The sequence below is a fragment of the Pseudoalteromonas sp. LC2018020214 genome (assembly GCF_016598755.1).
In the GTDB taxonomy this organism is placed as follows: domain Bacteria; phylum Pseudomonadota; class Gammaproteobacteria; order Enterobacterales; family Alteromonadaceae; genus Pseudoalteromonas; species Pseudoalteromonas distincta.
In genome coordinates this window covers 436674-453723 of sequence record NZ_CP066805.1, presented here as the reverse complement: position 1 = coordinate 453723, position 17050 = coordinate 436674, and the positions used below count along the sequence as shown (strand labels likewise).

The window sequence follows — 17050 nt, the reverse complement described above, 5'->3', positions numbered from 1 at the left end:
GTTAAGGCCGTTTAAAACTTTTATTAAGGTACACCATGAACAATACAACATTTGATTACATTGTGATTGGCGCAGGCAGTGGCGGCTGCGTTATGGCATCGCGCTTGTCTGAGGATAAAAATGTCAGTGTGTGTTTAATTGAAGCTGGCGGCAGCGATAAAAGTGCATTTGTGCAAATGCCAGCTGGCATAGCAGCGAGTGTGCCTTATGGCATAAATAGCTGGCATTACAATACGGTGCCACAAAAAGCGCTTAATAACCGCTGTGGTTTTGTGCCGCGCGGCAAAGTATTGGGTGGCTCAAGCTCTACCAATGCAATGGTTTATATTCGCGGTAACAAATACGATTACGATAATTGGGCACAGCTTGGTAATGAAGGCTGGGATTTTAAGAGTTTACTCCCGTACTTTATTAAATCTGAGAACAATAAAGCGTTTATAAATAATGAGCTGCACGGAACAAAAGGCCCGCTACATGTACAAGAGCTAAGTAACCCAAGCGATGTAAACCAGTATTTTTTAAATGCCTGTGCTGAGCAGGGCGTTAATTTAAGCGACGATATAAATGGTAAAGAGCAAAGCGGCGCGCGTTTATCGCAGGTAACTCAGCACAATGGCGAGCGTTGTAGTGCAGCAAAAGCATATTTAACACCGTATTTAAACCGCCCGAATTTAACGGTATTAACCCATAGCCACGTTAATAAAATAAATATAACCAATAAGATAGCGCAAGGCGTGCAAATAGAGCGTAATAAAGAGGTTATTAATTTACGTGCTAAAAAAGAGGTAATACTTAGTGCTGGCGCTATTAATTCGCCGCAGGTATTAATGCTTTCAGGTATTGGCCCTAAAGAGCAGTTAAGTGCACATAACATTAAGGTTCAGCACGTACTTGAAGGTGTTGGCGCTAACTTACAAGATCACTTAACGGTAGTGCCACTTTATAAATCAAAAACAAGTAAAGGCACATTTGGTATAAGCCCGCTTGGCATTGCCAGCATTTTAAAAGGATGCGTTAACTGGTTTAGTAAACGAGAAGGGCGATTAACCAGTAATTTTGCAGAGTCGCACGCGTTTATTAAATTATTTGAAGGCTCGCCAGCGCCCGATGTGCAGCTAGAATTTGTAATTGGACTGGTGGACGATCATAGTCGTAAATTACACACTGGGCATGGTTACAGTATACACAGCAGTATTATGCGCCCCAAAAGCCGAGGTACTATTACATTAGCCGATAACAACCCGCGTAGTGCACCGCTTATTGACCCTAATTATTTAAGCCATCCAGATGATTTAACTGTAATGCTTGCAGGCCTTAAAAAAACACTCGCTGTTATGCAAAGCAAAGCTTTTGATAACATACGCGGTAAAATGCTCTACCCGCTTGATATAAATAATGATGATCAGCTAATTGAGTTTATACGCCAAACTGCAGATACCGAATATCACCCAGTAGGGACATGTAAAATGGGGCAAGACTCAATGGCAGTGGTAGATACTAATTTACGAGTACACGGGGTGAGTAACTTACGCGTAGTTGATGCGTCGATTATGCCTACTATTATTACCGGCAACACAAATGCGCCGGTAATTGCGATTGCTGAAAAAGCGGCTGATTTAATTAAACACGAAAACGTATAATTGAATTAACAAGAGCAGGGCTATTAATTAGCTATAAAACTCATTTAGCCATTGTTGCCAATCGCTTTCAATATGCAGCATTTGCTGATGCTTTTTAGCGTTTAGATGCTTGGCTTCGTCCTCGCTTGCCACATAAGGCCCAACGCGGCATAGGGGGCAATGGTTAGATGTTAAGTATGCAGGCATTGTAAGGCGTGAGCTTAATTCGCTAGTATGTTTATCGAGACTTTTTGGGCTGAAAACGTAAGTTATGCCGCTTGTGTCTTTAACGTGTTTGTCGCGGTCAACATTACGAACTTTATAACCTTCAAAATGGCTAATATCAAATGGGATTTGGCCTAAATAATCTGCGGTTAAACCGTTATTTAAACTCCCCTCTATATTCCATTCTCGATAAGGTTTTACATCCTTTGAGGTGATGTAACAAAGCATTGGCCCATTTTTATCAAGCGCGTATTCGTTAGCGTATTTAATAAATTGATGCAGTAAAGCGCGGTTTAATACGTTCATGCTGGTTTGGCGCGTGTTGTTTTCAAACGCTTCACGGCCAACAAATGCAGGTATAAGCGGAAACTGAAAAATAACCACATCAAAGCTGTGCTGGTTTTTACTTAGAGCTTGCCAACATGCAGGGTTTGTTACATCAAAACTATTAAGTACCTCAACGTTATGCGCTTTTAAGTTGCTAAGTGCATTGTGCTGGTATTTTTGCTCAATAGTAGTTTGGTCATCGTAAGTGGATGCAACCAATGCTTTTGGCGATAGATGGGTGTAAATAGCGTTCGAAAACGATAAATCGCCATCGCCTACCGTGAGTATTCGCCATTGAGGATTTAAATACATATTTTATTTAGCGTTTATGTTTGTAGCAGTATTATTTATATCGCTATTTGTTTGTGAGTCTTTTGCTAGTAAACGATGAAACGCAAGTCTGGTTTTTAACCCTTCGATTGCGATTTGTTTAATAATAAGATTAAAGGTAATTAAAATAGCAAAGGCAATATGAATAGGGCCGTGAGTAAATCCTGCATCTGTATCGTACAGTGTTAAACCGAATAGCAAAAATAAGACGACTAAAAATATTTCGAGTAATTGACTTGAATAAAAGCTTAAACGACCTTCGCTCTTATGATCTTTTTTAATGCGAATAGCGCAAAAAAATGGGATCACTTTGATTTTAAATGCAGCGTTTTTTTCTACGTAGTTTTCGCCAAGTTCGTCGAGTTGTTGGCGTAGTTGGTCAATCATGGTGTGTCCTCAAATAGCAGTGCGCGGATATTACCTTATTACCACGCAATATTTAAGTTTACAGCTGCTAATTAGGATAAATACTCATACCAATAGTCAAAATGTGACAAACAAACACAACAGAGGTAAGTACAAAGCGCATTTTTTGATAATCTTTATGATAGGTTTGCCATTGCGGCGTGGCTTTTTCAAATATAAGTACTAACCAAAAACTAGCACCTAACCAAGCGAGTACCCACTCAACAGGTAAAAATGATAAAAATGGTATAGGTATTACAGGCGCAACAGCTTTTATAGCATTGCTATAAGTTTGCTCTCCGGCGCGCCATAAGTTACCCGCCATAAATGCTAAAATGGCGATACTGTAAAAAGTAAAAAACTCCAAGTTAAGGCTATTACTGCCAAACATGAGTGGCCAACCTACACACCCTAAAAACGGGATTAAGCCTAGGTAACCTAGCTGTATATGGTTAACAAATTTTTCCATTACGGTGTGCCTTATATTTGATGACTTATTTGAAGCGGGGCTATTGTAGCAGTATTGCGATTAGCGGTCTTAATAATTCGCCAGCGTTTACAATTCAAATAATGCTTACGATAACAATGATTATATAGTTCAACCCAAAAAATCGATTGTTTTAATCTAAACAATCAATTTTATTTAATTTCCCACTGGCCTTATTGTATTAATCAAGCCAACGCAGAAGGTCGTTTAAAACGAAAGCGTTGATTACTTTTAAAATACATAAACACAGATGAGGAAATACCATGAGCACTTCATTAATCAATACAAAATTACAACCATTCAATGCAACCGCTTACCACAACGGTGACTTTGTAGAATTGTCTGAAAAAGATGTTCTAGGTAAATGGTCTATCTTCTTCTTTTACCCAGCAGACTTTACATTTGTATGTCCTACCGAATTAGGTGACCTTGCAGATTACTATGCACAACTTCAAGAAATGGGCGTAGAAGTTTACTCAGTATCTACTGACACTCATTTTACTCATAAAGCATGGCACGACACGTCAGACACTATCGGTAAAATTACTTACCCAATGATTGGCGACCCAACAGGGCGTATTACACGTAGCTTTGGTGTAATGATTGAAGAAGAAGGTTTAGCACTTCGCGGTACATTTGTAATGAACCCAGAAGGCGAAATTAAAGTAATCGAAACTCACGATTTAGGAATTGGCCGAAGCGCTAAAGAACTAGTTCGTAAAGTACAAGCTGCACAATACATTGCAACTCACGATGGTGAAGTTTGCCCTGCATCTTGGCAGCCAGGTGAAGACACACTTGCACCTTCACTAGATTTAGTTGGTAAAATCTAAATATAGGTTTACCCACTTTTATGAGGGCAGGTAACTGCCCTTAAATCAACGAACATTCGTTTGTTGATGCCTCCTATATCAATATACTTGTTTAAGCACATGCATTATTTGGCATGGGAGGCTTGCTGTTTAAATTTTCCTAAAAGGGTTAAGCCATGTTAGATAACAACATAAAAAATCAATTAAAAAGCCATTTCGAATCGCTTACTCAACCTGTTGAGCTGCTTATTGCCTTGGATGACAGCAAAAAATCAGCAGAAGTAGAAAGCTTAGCAAACGATTTAGCCTCACTAAGCGATAAATTTACTGTAATAAGCAATCCTGATACAAGCGCACGTCGCCCATCAATGGTTGTACATTCGCCTATTAAAAACACTCATGTTACGTTTGCAGGCGTACCTATGGGTCATGAATTCACAAGTTTAGTGTTAGCACTTTTGCATACTGGCGGACACGCAAGTAAAGCTAAAAGCGAAGACATTGAGCAAATACAATCGCTTACTCAAGAGCTGAACTTTGAAGTATACATAAGTTTAAGTTGCCAAACGTGCCCGCAAGTAGTGCAAGCACTTAACACTATGGCAGCGACAAACAGTAATATTAAAGCCACCATGATTGACGGTGCATTATTTCAAGATGAAGTAGAAGAGCGAAATATTTTAGCTGTACCGGCTGTATATTTAAATGGCGAACCATTTAGTCAAGGTGCACTAAGCCTTACTGACATACTCAATAAAGTAGATAGCAAAGGGGCTGCTAAACAAGCAGCAGCACTAAGCGAAAAAGACGAGTTTGATGTACTGGTAGTTGGTGGCGGCCCAGCGGGCGCGTCGGCTGCAATTTACTCAGCACGAAAAGGGTTAAATACAGGTATTGTTGCCGACAGATTTGGTGGACAAGTTGCCGATACATTAGCAATAGAAAACTTTATTTCGATTAAAGCGACTGAAGGGCCTAAATTGGTTGCTCAGCTTGAAGAGCACGTTAAAGAATACGATGTAGATGTAATGCATAATCAGCGTGCAGCGGCACTTGGTTATAACAATGGTTACGAAATTACACTAGAAAATGGCGCAGTACTTAAAGCTAAGTCGCTCGTACTTGCCACTGGTGCACGCTGGCGCGAAATGAACGTACCAGGCGAGCAAGAATATCGTGGCCACGGTGTGGCATATTGCCCACATTGCGACGGCCCTTTATTTAAAGGCAAACCTGTTGCTGTAATTGGTGGTGGTAATTCAGGTATAGAAGCGGCAATCGATTTAGCTAATATTGTGCAAAGCGTTACGGTACTTGAATTTGCAGACACACTACGAGCCGATGAAGTGCTTATTCGTAAAGCTAAAAGCATGGCTAATATTACTATTATCAAAAGTGCACAAACCACCGAAGTACTTGGTGATGGTAAAAAAGTAACTGGCTTAATGTACACAGATAGAGTGTCGGGAGAGAGTAAAGAGCTTGAACTTGCCGGTATATTTGTACAAATAGGCTTAATACCAAATACCGAGTGGTTAAAAGACAGCGACCTTGAATTAAGCAAATTTGGTGAAATACTAATTGATGCTAAAGGCGCAACTTCATTACCAGGAATTTACGGCGCGGGGGATGCAACCAATACTCCGTTTAAACAAATTATTATTGCAATGGGCAGTGGTGCAACAGCAAGCTTAGGCGCATTTGATTATTTAATCCGCCACTCTGAAGAAGCTGATCAAAGCGCTGCTTAATGTAATTAGTAAAAACTCTCTTGATATAACAGCAAGGCTACACCCATAGCTGTTTGTTAACCCAAGCCGCCCTTCTCCAAAGGCGGCTTTTTTAATGCTTAAGAATTAGCACACGATTTAATCGCACCCACCACCAGAATCGCCGCCGCAATCTGTATAAGAATGTGATGAGTTACTGCTAGAGGAAGCTGTTGAGTCATTGCCAGTATAAGCTGATGATCCACGTGATGACTTAGCACTGATAAATGTAACTAACAGCAATACGCCTGATACGATAACTATTGTTATTGATGAGCTCCATTGCCCAGTGGAAACGCCTTTAAATACTGCAACAATAAGGACAGTTAGTAATATAGTTCTAATTATGTTTTTCATTGTTAATTCCTTATCTAACTATATTTAGCACGCAGTTAAGTGTGCAAAGCTAATATTTTTAAAGCTTTAGTAATTGTGCCGCTGACGCAATAGCGACTTCTAAAGAATGCATTTTAAACGGTTTTGAAATAAACATATCCATACCGGCTTGTTTGCATGCTAATTTATCTTGCGATGAAGTATTGGCTGTAAGGGCAACAATATAGGTTGAATCGTGCGGACAGATACTTTTTGAACGCAGTTGTTTTGTAGCCTCAAAACCATCGAGTATAGGCATAATACAATCCATAAAAATAAGGTCGTAATGCTTTTGCTCGCATTTAAATATGGCATCTTGCCCATCTACTGCAAAGTCTGGCTTTATATTGAGTTTATTAAGTGACGCATCAAGAACGAGTCTGTTTATGTCGTTGTCATCCACCACTAAAACAGAAAGCTTAGAAGCGTTAATGTTTATTTTTGATAGTGGATTTAGCTCTACTTTTTGCTCTTTACCTAGCTCTATAGGGATACTTAGCGAAAAAGTAGTTCCTTGATTTACTTTACTACTTACCTTGATTGTTCCGCCCATATACTCAACAAGTTCTTTAACTATTGCGAGGCCAAGTCCTGTGCCTCCTTTACTGTTTTTAGCATCTACTTCTTGAGTAAAAGGGGAGAATAAAGATTCAAGAAATTGGCTAGTCATGCCTCTTCCTGTATCGGCGACTTTAATGTTTAGCGTTAATTTATTATTGTTATTAATCACAGACGTGTGCAGTTTTACACAACCACGCTCAGTAAATTTTAACGCATTACTTAATAAGTTGGAGGTAATTTGACTTAGGCGTGTGTTATCGCAATATGCCCAGCAGCTATCAGAAATTTCATTTTTTACTTCTAGTTCTACATTGCTGTTTTTAAATAACGGGGTGTACAAAGAAATGAGATCAGTAAATGTTGTATTTAATAAAACATCCGTCGGTTCTAGCTTTAACTCACCGTGGTTAATTTTAGAAAAATCGAGTACTTCGTTTATTATGCTCAAGAGTATATCTGCGCTACGCAGCGCGACTTTTATTTTTTCGGTTCTCTTTTGTTCGTTATGTTCATCTATTAACGTAGTAAGCATGCCCGTAATGCCATTTAGCGGTGTTCTAAGTTCGTGGCTTATTTTTGCAAAAAGCATGCTTCTATCTTCGAGTAATCGCTCGGCTTGTGCTTGTTTATTTTTAAGCTCTTCTCTTAGAGTCACTGCTTCGGTAATATTTTGAAAGGTACCAAACAAACGTACACAGGAATCACCGTCAAATTCGGCTTCGCCAAATGTAGATACCCAAATGGTTTGATTTTTGGCTGTAATAATTTCAAGTTCTAGATGCCACTTTTCGCCGTGTTGTATAGCAAGCTCAACTGCTTTATTTATTTTATCTCTGCTTGTACCTTCTTTATAAAAGTTAACTGCAGATTCAATTTCAGGCTGATAGTTTTCATCAACTTGATGGATTTGTTTAGTTTGCTGACTCCAATAAATTTTATTATTAGTAAGGTCAACTTCCCACGTGCCTATATTTGCTATGCTTTCTAGTTTTAATAAGCTATTACTGTTTTTTATTAATTTTTCTTTAGTGATACTGCGAGCTAGTTCTGCCCCTAACCACTGCGCAAATAACTCAATATAGTCGTAGGCGGCATCTGTAAATACTGGAGATTGATTGGCAGAAGAAAAATTTACAGTTCCAAATATATCGGTACCTATTTTAATAGGTGCCCCAATATATGACTCAAGTTTAAAATTTGCATAGCAAGGATGGTCAGCAATTGCGCTTTGCGAGACGTTATGAAATGCAAGTGCAGAACCCGCACTAAGAGTGTGTACACAATAGGTACCGTCTAAATCAAATTGAGTACCTATTTCTAATGCATTATCTGGCGTAATGGCATGTAACACGGTATAGCAGTTTTTCTCGACCTTACTAATAATAGCTAAATCAAGGTTAAACACTTCAAGTCCAAATGCTAATAGTTGATGGGTTTTTCCATCAAAGTCTAAGCTTTGGTTAGATACTATGTCGTGAAATTGCCTAAGAAAATTCAATAGTAAACATCCTGTTGGTTTTAGAACTAAGTCTATAGCTTGATAAAGCACTAGTTTAACAAAAAAGTGAAATATATTTAGTTAATTATTACTTTATATAAACTTTCTTTAATTAAGCACAACTAATTTGAACACAAACTGCGAGTAAGTTACTCGCAGGTTATTGTGTATATTAGTACGTTGAGTTTGGTGTGTACTCAGGGTTGATATCGCCGTCTACTTCCTCTGGGTCAACATCGTTAATAAGCAGTGTTTCACGTACCGCTTCAATGTGATCAAGTACGCTTTGGTAGCGCTCGCCATATTCATATTTTGTCACCTCAATCGCTTTAGGCATGTAAGTAAAAGCTATTTTTAGGGCGTGGAGTGCTTCTTCGTTTATTTTTTCGCTCATAATGTTCTCTTATGTGTAGGCTATAGCTAACCTGAGTTCTGAATAATAAATCTATCTCAAGCAGCTATTTTTAGCGCTAACTGCGTTGAATTTCCTTGCAATAGACCAGCTATTGACGCGTAAATTCGCCTTGTTTTCACCAAAAATTTCTAGCTAGAGAGAGACAGACTTAAATATCGTTATTATTTACAGTGTTTTTAAATCTCTTAACCAGAATTTAGGTTAGTTAGTAAAATAACACCAAATACGATTCGGTAAAGACCAAAACTAACAAAAGTGAAATTTTCTAGAAAGCGTATGAATAGTTTAATAGTAAAATAAGCAACTATAAAAGACGTTAAAAAACCTACAGCAAGGGCAGTTAGGTCATCTAAGTTAAACAGTTGGTAATGTTTAAGTAAGTCGTACCCTGAGGCTGCTGTAAGTACAGGTAAACCAAGTAAAAATGAAAATTCAGCGCTGGCTTTTCGGTTTAAACCACACAACATGGCACCAACAATAGAACTTCCAGCACGACTAGTCCCTGGAATTAACGCAAATACTTGTGCTACGCCAATCCAAAGAGCTTGTTTATAAGTAATTTGGGTCACATCGGTAGTTGTTCAGTGAGCCTCTTTATAACTGCGCTCTAATAGTAAAAAAATCATACCACCTACAATAAACATAACGCCTACCACAGGTACGCTAAACAGTGTTTTTATTACATCACTAAATATAAAACCAATAATACCCAAAGGAATAAATGCAATGGCAACTTTAATCCATAAATTAAAATGTTTAGGGCTGAACTTATCTTTATAGTTAGCTAGTACCGCTAAAATGGCGGCAAGTTGAATAATGACTTCGAAGGCGAGGTTAGTGTCTGTTGATTCAATGCCTAACCACTTTGACGCTACAATTAAGTGCCCAGTTGATGATATGGGTAAAAATTCTGTTATACCTTCAATAATACCTAAAATAATCGCGTTAATTATATCCACGGTTTACTGCTTCCTGAAAAATTAAAAGGCCCGAACTCGGCTTAACTGAAATGACGCATTACTGCGTACCTAAATTGCGAGGCGTAGCATAAAAGCTCTTAAAGCAAACCAACAGTATTTTTAGACTTAATGTGTTTAATAAATTGCATTAAGTGTTAAATGCACAATATAATAACAATTGTTATCATTTGCATGTGCTGTTTTGTATATGTTTGGGCAAATTTAATGAGCGAATAATGAATAATAAAAAAACGTTTACAGCTACACGGCGAAGGCACCTAATTGCATGTGTGTTAGCGCTAATTACTGCGGTAATAATGATTCCGGGTATGACAACTTATTTACCGTTTCAAATGAATGAACAAATATTACTGCCTATTTTACTCTTTCCTGTTATTTGGACTGCGTTGTTTATTTATGCGTATTTGGCGCAAAAGGTATGGCAACCGTTTGTAGTCATGATTGCACTGTGTGTATTACATGGTTTATTGAGTTTTTGGGCGTTAACGCAGGGGCAGGGATGAAGTCGATTACTTTAAAAAAGCTATTTTTATTACATAGCTGGGTAGGAATTATTACTGCGGTACTGCTATTTGTTGTTGCATTTAGTGGAGCGTTAGCAGTGCTGTCTCGACCTGAGTTAAAAATATGGGCAAATCCAGAGCTACAATCTAGCCAACACGTTGCTAGCGCGCAAATTAATCGATTAGTAAACGAATACCATAAACAGGTGCCTAGTGAATTTGGCGAAAACATTCATGTGTTTTTACCAAGTGGACATAACTTTCATTTATTAACGTTGGTATTTGAATCCCACCATGGCGATGAAAACTATGACCAAGAGGTGGCCAGAGTATTCCAGTTTCATCCGGATACTTTGGCGCTGGAAAATACTTACTATGGGCCTAGTAAAGAGTTTTACGCTAATAAAAAAACAGATGCGCCAACCTACATAGGTGAGTTTCATGCAGATTTGCATTTAGGGCGACCAATTGGGTTAATACTCACTGGTTTTTTAGGTTTAACACTTTTAGTAAGTGCAGTTACAGGCTTGTTTATTCATCGTAAATTGATAAAAGAGCTCTTTACGTTTAGGCGAGATAAAGGATTAGATATTGCAGTCAGCGATGCTCATAAGGTCATAGGTATTTGGGGCAGTGTATTTAATATTGTAATTGGTTTTACAGGATCATTTTTAGGGCTTGCGACCGTTATTTTATTACCAGCAGCTGCGTTTGTGAGCTTTGTTGGCGATCAAGATAAGTTAATAGAAACGTTTACCGCAATTCCTGAGCCGGTAGTTAGCCACATTAAGCAACCTACAAAAATAGACACTATTTTAGACAATGTGCATAGTCGTTACCCTGAAGCTGTAATTAGGGATGTCACAATAATGGCGCATAACGATGCGAATGCGCAGGTGTATTTGCGTTTGTTAGGTGGCGAGGCTGTTGCTTCTCAATTACTGCATTATAAAGGCAATGGTGAGTTTGTGCAGTCGATGAGTAGTTTTGGTGATATTTCAGGTGTTTCGATAAAAGTAATTGAGTTGATGTTTCCGCTGCACTTTGGGAACTTTGCAGGGGTGTTTGTAAAATTACTTTGGGTATTGCTTGGCTTAAGTACTGCGCTTTTACCTATTTCGGGCATGATGATGTGGCTAGCAAAGCGTACACGTGGCAGTAGCCCGTCGCTGAGTGTGCAGGCATATGCACGCTGGAATCGTTTTATTATTGGCAGTTGTGGAGGCTTGGTATTAGCAAGCTTTGTGTTATTTCCTTTGCAAGTTGTACTTAATTATACCGTTATTGGTGTGGCGCAAAATAGCTTTTTTGGACCCGTGTTTTTTTATACGTGGTTGGCATGGTTACTCTCAAGTGTATTGCCTGTAGGTTATAAAAACTATTTTAAGCTGACTCTTTTGCTATGCGGCGCTTCGCTTGCTTTGGTGCTGCCGCTCAATATTATATTTGGCGTGAGCAATGTTATTAACCTTAATAGCTCGCTTGTCGCGATAGTAGATATAAGCTTTATGGTGGTGGGTATCGCGTGTATTTTTGGTGCCTTAAAAATAAAAAACACACAAAAATTACAAGCAGAGGTACAACCCGCATGAACGAACTACTAATTATAATTGCCATGGTAAGTCTATTATTAATGATGCTCAATATACGCAAAAACACACTCACAATACCCATTAAAGCTTTTTTAAGTACACTGCTATTTAGTTTAGCGCTGATATGCTTTATGAGTGTTTATGGTATTTTAGGCGGTGCAATATGCACCGTTGTAGGAGCTATGTTAGCTGGTTTACTAACTGCAGTTATTGCGGGTAAAGCGCCGCAATTATTAGGGTAAATAATGCATTTATTTAGCTAAAAAGGCTTTAGCAGTATCAACTCCCATATTGTAACCACTATTAAGTATTTCAAACTTTTTAGTGGTTCGGCCAACTTTAAAATTAGCTGGTGGAGCAATAATATTGATTTTGCATTCATTTGGTGGATTCATAATAAAATCGATAGACTTATTATAAAAATCAGCCCTATCTAAGGTCGCTTGAACTAATGCAGGATAGTTTTTATACATTTTTTTAGTAAGCCAAGGTGCCTTACTTGGCTTTTTACGATAGCCTAAACATTGAGACAAAATAACAGTTATTTCGCGAGCGCCCATTTCGTAAGCTTTTATTACCGGAATTGAATCCGCAACACCGCCATCGGTCATCGCTATGTCATTAATAATAGGGTAGTCACGATATGCAATGGGTATAGCGCATGATGCTTTTAATTGATGCACCATATCGGCGCTGGTGGCTTTTAAATAGTGTGCTTTGCCCGACTCGATTGCCGTAGATACAATATAAAACTCTTGTGGAGTTTGTTCGAATACCTCTGTATGAAGGCGTATTTCGCGAATTGTTTCTTGCCATAACCAATCTAAATCAAATAAATGACCACCTTTAATAAAGCGCGCTAAATTAATAAATTCAGGACGGCATGAGTAGTCGGTAATCACTTTATAATTTCGCATTGGTTGTTTGCATAAAAATGCGGCTATATTAGTTGCTCCGGCTGAAACACCAAAATAGCGTTCAAACGGCTGGTATTGCTGTTTTAAAAACTCATCAAGCACACCTGCGGCAAATATACCGCGCATTGCACCGCCTTCAACGACGAGTGTGTTTTTATTATTGTTGTTCATGGTCAATCCTTTTTATTAAATTTGATGTTATCAACTCAGTCTAAAAAATGCGATAGAGATTACTAAATGTGTTGATAAATTAAAGCCAGGTACACATCGCGAAATCAACTGTTTTCTGGTAAGGTTTGGGTTACAAGGCTTTGTTAATAATAAAGAATAAGTATTTATGTTTGACCCTAGCGTAACCATTTTTGAAAGCACACAGAATCAGCTTGCAGAAAGTCCTCTTTGGCACCCTATGCTGAACACTTTTTTTTGGGTCGATATAAATAAAAAATTACTTTTAAGCAAAAATATACACAGCGAAAGCCAACTAAAAACCGTGAATATGCCCGATACGCTCAGTGCAATAGCGTGGATTGATGAGCAGCACTTATTGCTAGGGACAAGTACTGGTATATACAAATACCATATTAATTCAAGCACTCGCCATCTTATCCTTAGTATTGAAAATACACAGCTAAATCGACGTTCAAACGACGGCCGTGCTGATCCATGGGGTGGCTTTTGGTTAAGTACAATGGATGTAAATGCTAAAAAAGGGGATGGTAAAATATACCGTTATTATAAAAACCAGCTTAAAGCCGTAGTAAGTGGTTTGAGTATCCCAAATGGATTGTGTTTTGATAAGTCCCGTTTACGCGGTTATTACTGCGACTCTTTAACGAGTTGTATTTATGTATTAGATTTGGATGAGAAAACTGGCGAACCTTGCGCTGAGCCACGTGTTTTTTATCAATTTAATAATACTGATGTTGACCCCGATGGCTGCGTAACCGATAAATTAGGTAATTTGTGGCTAGCTGTTTGGGGAATGGGATGTGTTATGTGTTTATCCCCAAGCGGTGAGTTAATTAAAACAATAAAGCTTTGTGCATTAAAACCGACATGCACCGCCTTCGGTGGTGAAAATGCTGAGTTGCTACTTGTTACATCGGCATTTGATGAAGCGATTAATAATACTGTTGGTGAACAAGGCGCTGTATTTCAGATCTCCGGTATAAAAAACGGGCAGTTTGAGCCGCCCGTTTTACTGTAACTTGTAATTTTCAGTGATGATTAGCTTTTAGGCGTAACCCACATAACACCCACTTCTTTTTTAGTTACTAAAACCTCAGTACCGGCGATAATTGGTTGCTCACTTTTGAGTTTCCAGCTGATACCAGAGTATTGATGTGTAGTTAAACCTTGCTCTGTTACATCGCTAGTAAGTACAAAAGTAAGTTCAGCAAAATCACTATTCACTTGCTTCTTATCTACGCGATTTTGCATTTGTTTTAATGGTTTCCAAAGTGCAACGGCCAAGCTTGCTGTTACCACTGTGTTACTCCAAAGTGCAGTGGTTAATGAGTCAGGTAAAATACCAAAACTCATTAATAATCCTGTGAGGAATAACGATAATCCAAAAAACAATAAAATAAATGTAGAAAGGCCAAGTACTGCTACTTCTATTATTAAAGCAACAATACCAATTACCATAAGTGTTTGCGGTAAATTTTGCGTAATAAAATCCATACAAACCTCTTTATTTAGTTATTAACCCAGATGCTTTTTATTTAAGCTATTAATAATTGCCATACCTTGGGCAACCATTGAGCTTGCATCTGTCGCGTTATCTGGCAGTAATACAATTGATGACTCACGAGCAATCGCTTCTTTAGCTGCAATTGCTTTAGTTGCCAGATCTAGCTGTATTGCTTTTTGACCTTGTTCTGTATCTGCGGCTTCACCTACTTTGATAAGCGCATTTGCCTGTGCTTCTGCAACCGTCGTAATAGCTGTTGCTTCACCTTCAGCACGTAAAATTTGCTCGGCTTTGTCGGCTTCAGCAGCAAGTACTTGTGCTTGTTTTTTACCTTCAGCAACGTTGATATTTGCTTGGCGATCACCTTCTGACTCTAAAATTTGAGCTCGTTTAACACGCTCAGCTTTCATTTGTGCTTCCATAGCTTCCATAATAGAGTTAGGCGGCACAATATCTTTAATCTCATAGCGAAGTACTTGGATACCCCAAGGCTCAGATGCTTGGTTTATAGCTGCAACAATGTTGGTGTTAAGTAGATCACGCTCTTCAAATGTTTTATCAAGCTCCATTTTACCTAATTCTGAACGCATAGTTGTTTGCGAAAGTTGTACAACTGCAAAGGTATAGTCGTCAACGCCATACGTAGCTTTGTACGGGTCTAATACTCTAAAGTACAGTACGCCATCAACTATGAGTGAGATGTTATCTTTAGTAATAGCTGATTGCGATGGTACGTCTTGAGCTTGTTCTTTTAAGCTACGATCAGCCGAGATTCTATCAATAAATGGAATAATAAAGTTAAGGCCAGCTTCTTTAGTTGATTGGTATTTACCAAAACGTTCGATTAACCAGGCGCGGTTTTGTGGTACAAATTTAACGCTACTTTTTAAAAGCACGATAACAAAAACAAGTAAAAAAGCCTCAACAGTAAAAACTATATTGAGAATTTGTGTGACTGGATCCATTTAAACATTCCTTATAATAATTAAACGCTGAGTAGTTGTATTGTTTATAATTTCAGCGTGTATAGATTATCACTACAGAGAACTTTAAACCACTAAAACTCACTGCAGTGCGCCACCTTAGTCGGTTTTTAAAAACTAGCTATTTTATTTCTACCTGTTTCTTTTGCGTTATAAAGGGCTATGTCGGCGTTAGTTATAACCTCTTTGGGTTTTGTTTTGTGATTGGGTATGAAACTATAAAACCCAATGCTTAAAGTGAGGTATTTACTGACAGTTGAAAAGTTATGTTCAATTGCGAGTTCTGCGATTTTTTCCTGAATAAGAACAGCAAACCTTTGACAGTGATCTGTGTCGACTGCAGGTAAAACTATCGCAAATTCTTCACCCCCGAAACGAGCTGCTAGATCACCTTCCCGTTTACAAATATTGTGTAGCGCTTTGGCCACTCGCTTTAGCACTTCATCGCCAAGCTGATGCCCATAGTTATCGTTATAACGCTTAAAAAAATCAATATCACACATAATTAAACTAATGGGTTCCTTATTACGTGCACAGCGCTTAATTTCGCATTTTAAAGTCTGATCAAAACAACGCCTATTAGCAATGTTTGTAAGGCCATCAGTATTGACTTGTTTATTGAGTTTTTTGTTGGCGTTAATGAGTTGCTGCTGAGTTTGTTGAAGCTCTTGCTTATAATTTAAATTTTTGAAAGCATTAGCAAGCATTTCACCTACTAACCTTAGGCGAATAAGGTCTAAATCTGTCCAGTCTCGCTTTTGAATAACACAATCACAGCCAATAAAGCCAACCAGTTCTTTGTCATAGCGTAAACCAATGCAAAGTACCGATTTTATTTCTTGTCGCTGGAAAATCGTTTTTTCGCTCATTGCTTGAATGGGGAGCAACGATACATCATTCACTCTGAATAAGTGGGTACGGGCCATCGAACTAAAAAAATAAGGGAGGTCGCTTTTTAAAAGGTTTTGTAAGTCGTCTTTAAAAGCTTTGATACCATCATTGACCCATTCGTGAGTGTTATTAATAGTTTTACCATCTTCGGAAAACTTAAAAAGATAACTTCTATCGGCATTGCAAACCGTACCGACTGCTTTTAATGCATAGTTGATATGCTTATCAACATCGTCATTTTGAATATCAATTAAGTCAGTTGAGATGTTCGATATAATATTATCAAAATCATATTGTTCATCCACGTTGTTATTTAATATATCGATAATAATAATGGAGTTTGAATTAGGTAAATTTGCAAATTTTACGTTGAGTAGCAATTTGGATGATTGTTTCGATAAAATAAACTGGCATTGGTTATTTGCCGTAAAATAATCAAAGAATAGCTCCTCGATCAACAGATCTTTTTTATTGTGATGATTGGTTAAAGTGATGTGTGAAAAATCAGTTTTATAAAAATGTGATTGGTCTTTTAAGTCAAACAAGTCCTGTGCCTGGCTGTTAACTTTAAATATATCTTCATTGGCATTATAAAGTAATACACAAAACGGCAATAACTCCAAGTTTTGCCATGCTTCTTCTGATAGGTTATTACTCACTCAACT

At 38.1% G+C, this 17050-nt stretch carries 17 protein-coding genes and 1 pseudogene; 7 read left to right on the top strand and 11 right to left on the bottom strand.

Annotated features, from left to right (window positions below; all coding sequences use genetic code 11):
• The first annotated feature begins 35 nt into the window (after positions 1-35).
• Positions 36-1640, top strand: a complete 1605-nt coding sequence (locus tag JG479_RS18440) for a GMC family oxidoreductase (RefSeq protein WP_200220369.1) — start codon at positions 36-38, stop codon at positions 1638-1640.
• Between the two features lie 27 nt (positions 1641-1667).
• On the opposite strand, the gene JG479_RS18435 is transcribed toward JG479_RS18440, so the two are convergent.
• From JG479_RS18435 to JG479_RS18425, 3 genes are all read right to left on the bottom strand, one after another.
• Complete coding sequence (locus JG479_RS18435) at positions 1668-2483, bottom strand: class I SAM-dependent methyltransferase (protein ID WP_200220368.1); 816 nt, start codon at positions 2481-2483, stop codon at positions 1668-1670.
• 3 nt (positions 2484-2486) lie between these two features.
• Positions 2487-2888: a hypothetical protein gene (locus JG479_RS18430; protein ID WP_002960599.1), complete on the bottom strand. Its 402-nt coding sequence runs from the start codon at positions 2886-2888 to the stop codon at positions 2487-2489.
• Between the two features lie 67 nt (positions 2889-2955).
• The gene (locus JG479_RS18425; RefSeq protein WP_200220367.1) at positions 2956-3375 is read right to left on the bottom strand and encodes a DUF3429 domain-containing protein; all 420 of its coding nucleotides are present in this window, start codon (positions 3373-3375) and stop codon (positions 2956-2958) included.
• 281 nt (positions 3376-3656) lie between these two features.
• On the opposite strand from JG479_RS18425, the gene ahpC reads away from it, so the two are divergent.
• The gene (gene ahpC / locus JG479_RS18420) at positions 3657-4226 is read left to right on the top strand and encodes an alkyl hydroperoxide reductase subunit C (RefSeq protein ID WP_002960601.1); all 570 of its coding nucleotides are present in this window, start codon (positions 3657-3659) and stop codon (positions 4224-4226) included.
• A 155-nt stretch (positions 4227-4381) separates the two neighbouring features.
• A complete protein-coding gene (gene ahpF / locus JG479_RS18415) occupies positions 4382-5956 on the top strand; it encodes an alkyl hydroperoxide reductase subunit F (RefSeq protein ID WP_200220366.1) in 1575 nt (524 codons plus the stop codon).
• A 117-nt stretch (positions 5957-6073) separates the two neighbouring features.
• On the opposite strand, the gene JG479_RS18410 is transcribed toward ahpF, so the two are convergent.
• The 4 genes and pseudogenes from JG479_RS18410 to JG479_RS18395 all read right to left on the bottom strand — a co-directional run bounded on the left by JG479_RS18410 (position 6074) and on the right by JG479_RS18395 (position 9782).
• Positions 6074-6331, bottom strand: coding sequence for a hypothetical protein (locus tag JG479_RS18410; RefSeq protein WP_033021301.1), 258 nt, complete (start codon positions 6329-6331; stop codon positions 6074-6076).
• A gap of 58 nt (positions 6332-6389) precedes the next feature.
• On the bottom strand, positions 6390-8408 hold the full coding sequence (locus tag JG479_RS18405) for a hybrid sensor histidine kinase/response regulator (RefSeq protein ID WP_200220365.1): 2019 nt from the start codon (positions 8406-8408) through the stop codon (positions 6390-6392).
• Between the two features lie 172 nt (positions 8409-8580).
• The gene (locus JG479_RS18400) at positions 8581-8802 is read right to left on the bottom strand and encodes a hypothetical protein (protein WP_002960604.1); all 222 of its coding nucleotides are present in this window, start codon (positions 8800-8802) and stop codon (positions 8581-8583) included.
• Positions 8803-9008: 206 nt separating this feature from the next.
• Positions 9009-9782 (bottom strand): annotated as a pseudogene (locus JG479_RS18395) (undecaprenyl-diphosphate phosphatase).
• A gap of 236 nt (positions 9783-10018) precedes the next feature.
• On the opposite strand from JG479_RS18395, the gene JG479_RS18390 reads away from it, so the two are divergent.
• The 3 genes from JG479_RS18390 to JG479_RS18380 are packed head-to-tail and all read left to right on the top strand — an operon-like array spanning position 10019 to position 12140.
• On the top strand, positions 10019-10306 hold the full coding sequence (locus tag JG479_RS18390; RefSeq protein ID WP_024597366.1) for a hypothetical protein: 288 nt from the start codon (positions 10019-10021) through the stop codon (positions 10304-10306).
• Positions 10303-11898 (top strand): PepSY-associated TM helix domain-containing protein, encoded by a 1596-nt coding sequence (locus tag JG479_RS18385; RefSeq protein WP_200220364.1) that lies wholly within the window; start codon positions 10303-10305, stop codon positions 11896-11898. The genes JG479_RS18390 and JG479_RS18385 overlap by 4 nt, the downstream gene beginning before the upstream one ends.
• Positions 11895-12140: a hypothetical protein gene (locus JG479_RS18380; RefSeq protein ID WP_200220363.1), complete on the top strand. Its 246-nt coding sequence runs from the start codon at positions 11895-11897 to the stop codon at positions 12138-12140. Before JG479_RS18385 ends, JG479_RS18380 begins: the two co-directional genes overlap by 4 nt.
• 9 nt (positions 12141-12149) lie before the next feature.
• Here the strand turns inward: JG479_RS18380 and JG479_RS18375 are convergent, their stop codons facing one another.
• Entirely contained in the window at positions 12150-12986 is an 837-nt protein-coding gene (locus JG479_RS18375) for a patatin-like phospholipase family protein (RefSeq protein ID WP_200220362.1), read from the bottom strand.
• Between the two features lie 166 nt (positions 12987-13152).
• Here JG479_RS18375 and JG479_RS18370 point away from each other — a divergent pair, with 166 nt between their 5' ends.
• Positions 13153-14025 (top strand): SMP-30/gluconolactonase/LRE family protein, encoded by an 873-nt coding sequence (locus JG479_RS18370; RefSeq protein WP_200220361.1) that lies wholly within the window; start codon positions 13153-13155, stop codon positions 14023-14025.
• A 20-nt stretch (positions 14026-14045) separates the two neighbouring features.
• On the opposite strand, the gene JG479_RS18365 is transcribed toward JG479_RS18370, so the two are convergent.
• From JG479_RS18365 to JG479_RS18355, 3 genes are all read right to left on the bottom strand, one after another.
• Entirely contained in the window at positions 14046-14501 is a 456-nt protein-coding gene (locus JG479_RS18365; RefSeq protein WP_200220360.1) for an NfeD family protein, read from the bottom strand.
• Between the two features lie 21 nt (positions 14502-14522).
• Entirely contained in the window at positions 14523-15476 is a 954-nt protein-coding gene (locus tag JG479_RS18360) for a slipin family protein (protein ID WP_024597361.1), read from the bottom strand.
• 128 nt (positions 15477-15604) lie between these two features.
• Positions 15605-17044: a diguanylate cyclase domain-containing protein gene (locus JG479_RS18355; protein WP_138490348.1), complete on the bottom strand. Its 1440-nt coding sequence runs from the start codon at positions 17042-17044 to the stop codon at positions 15605-15607.
• Positions 17045-17050 lie beyond the last annotated feature (6 nt).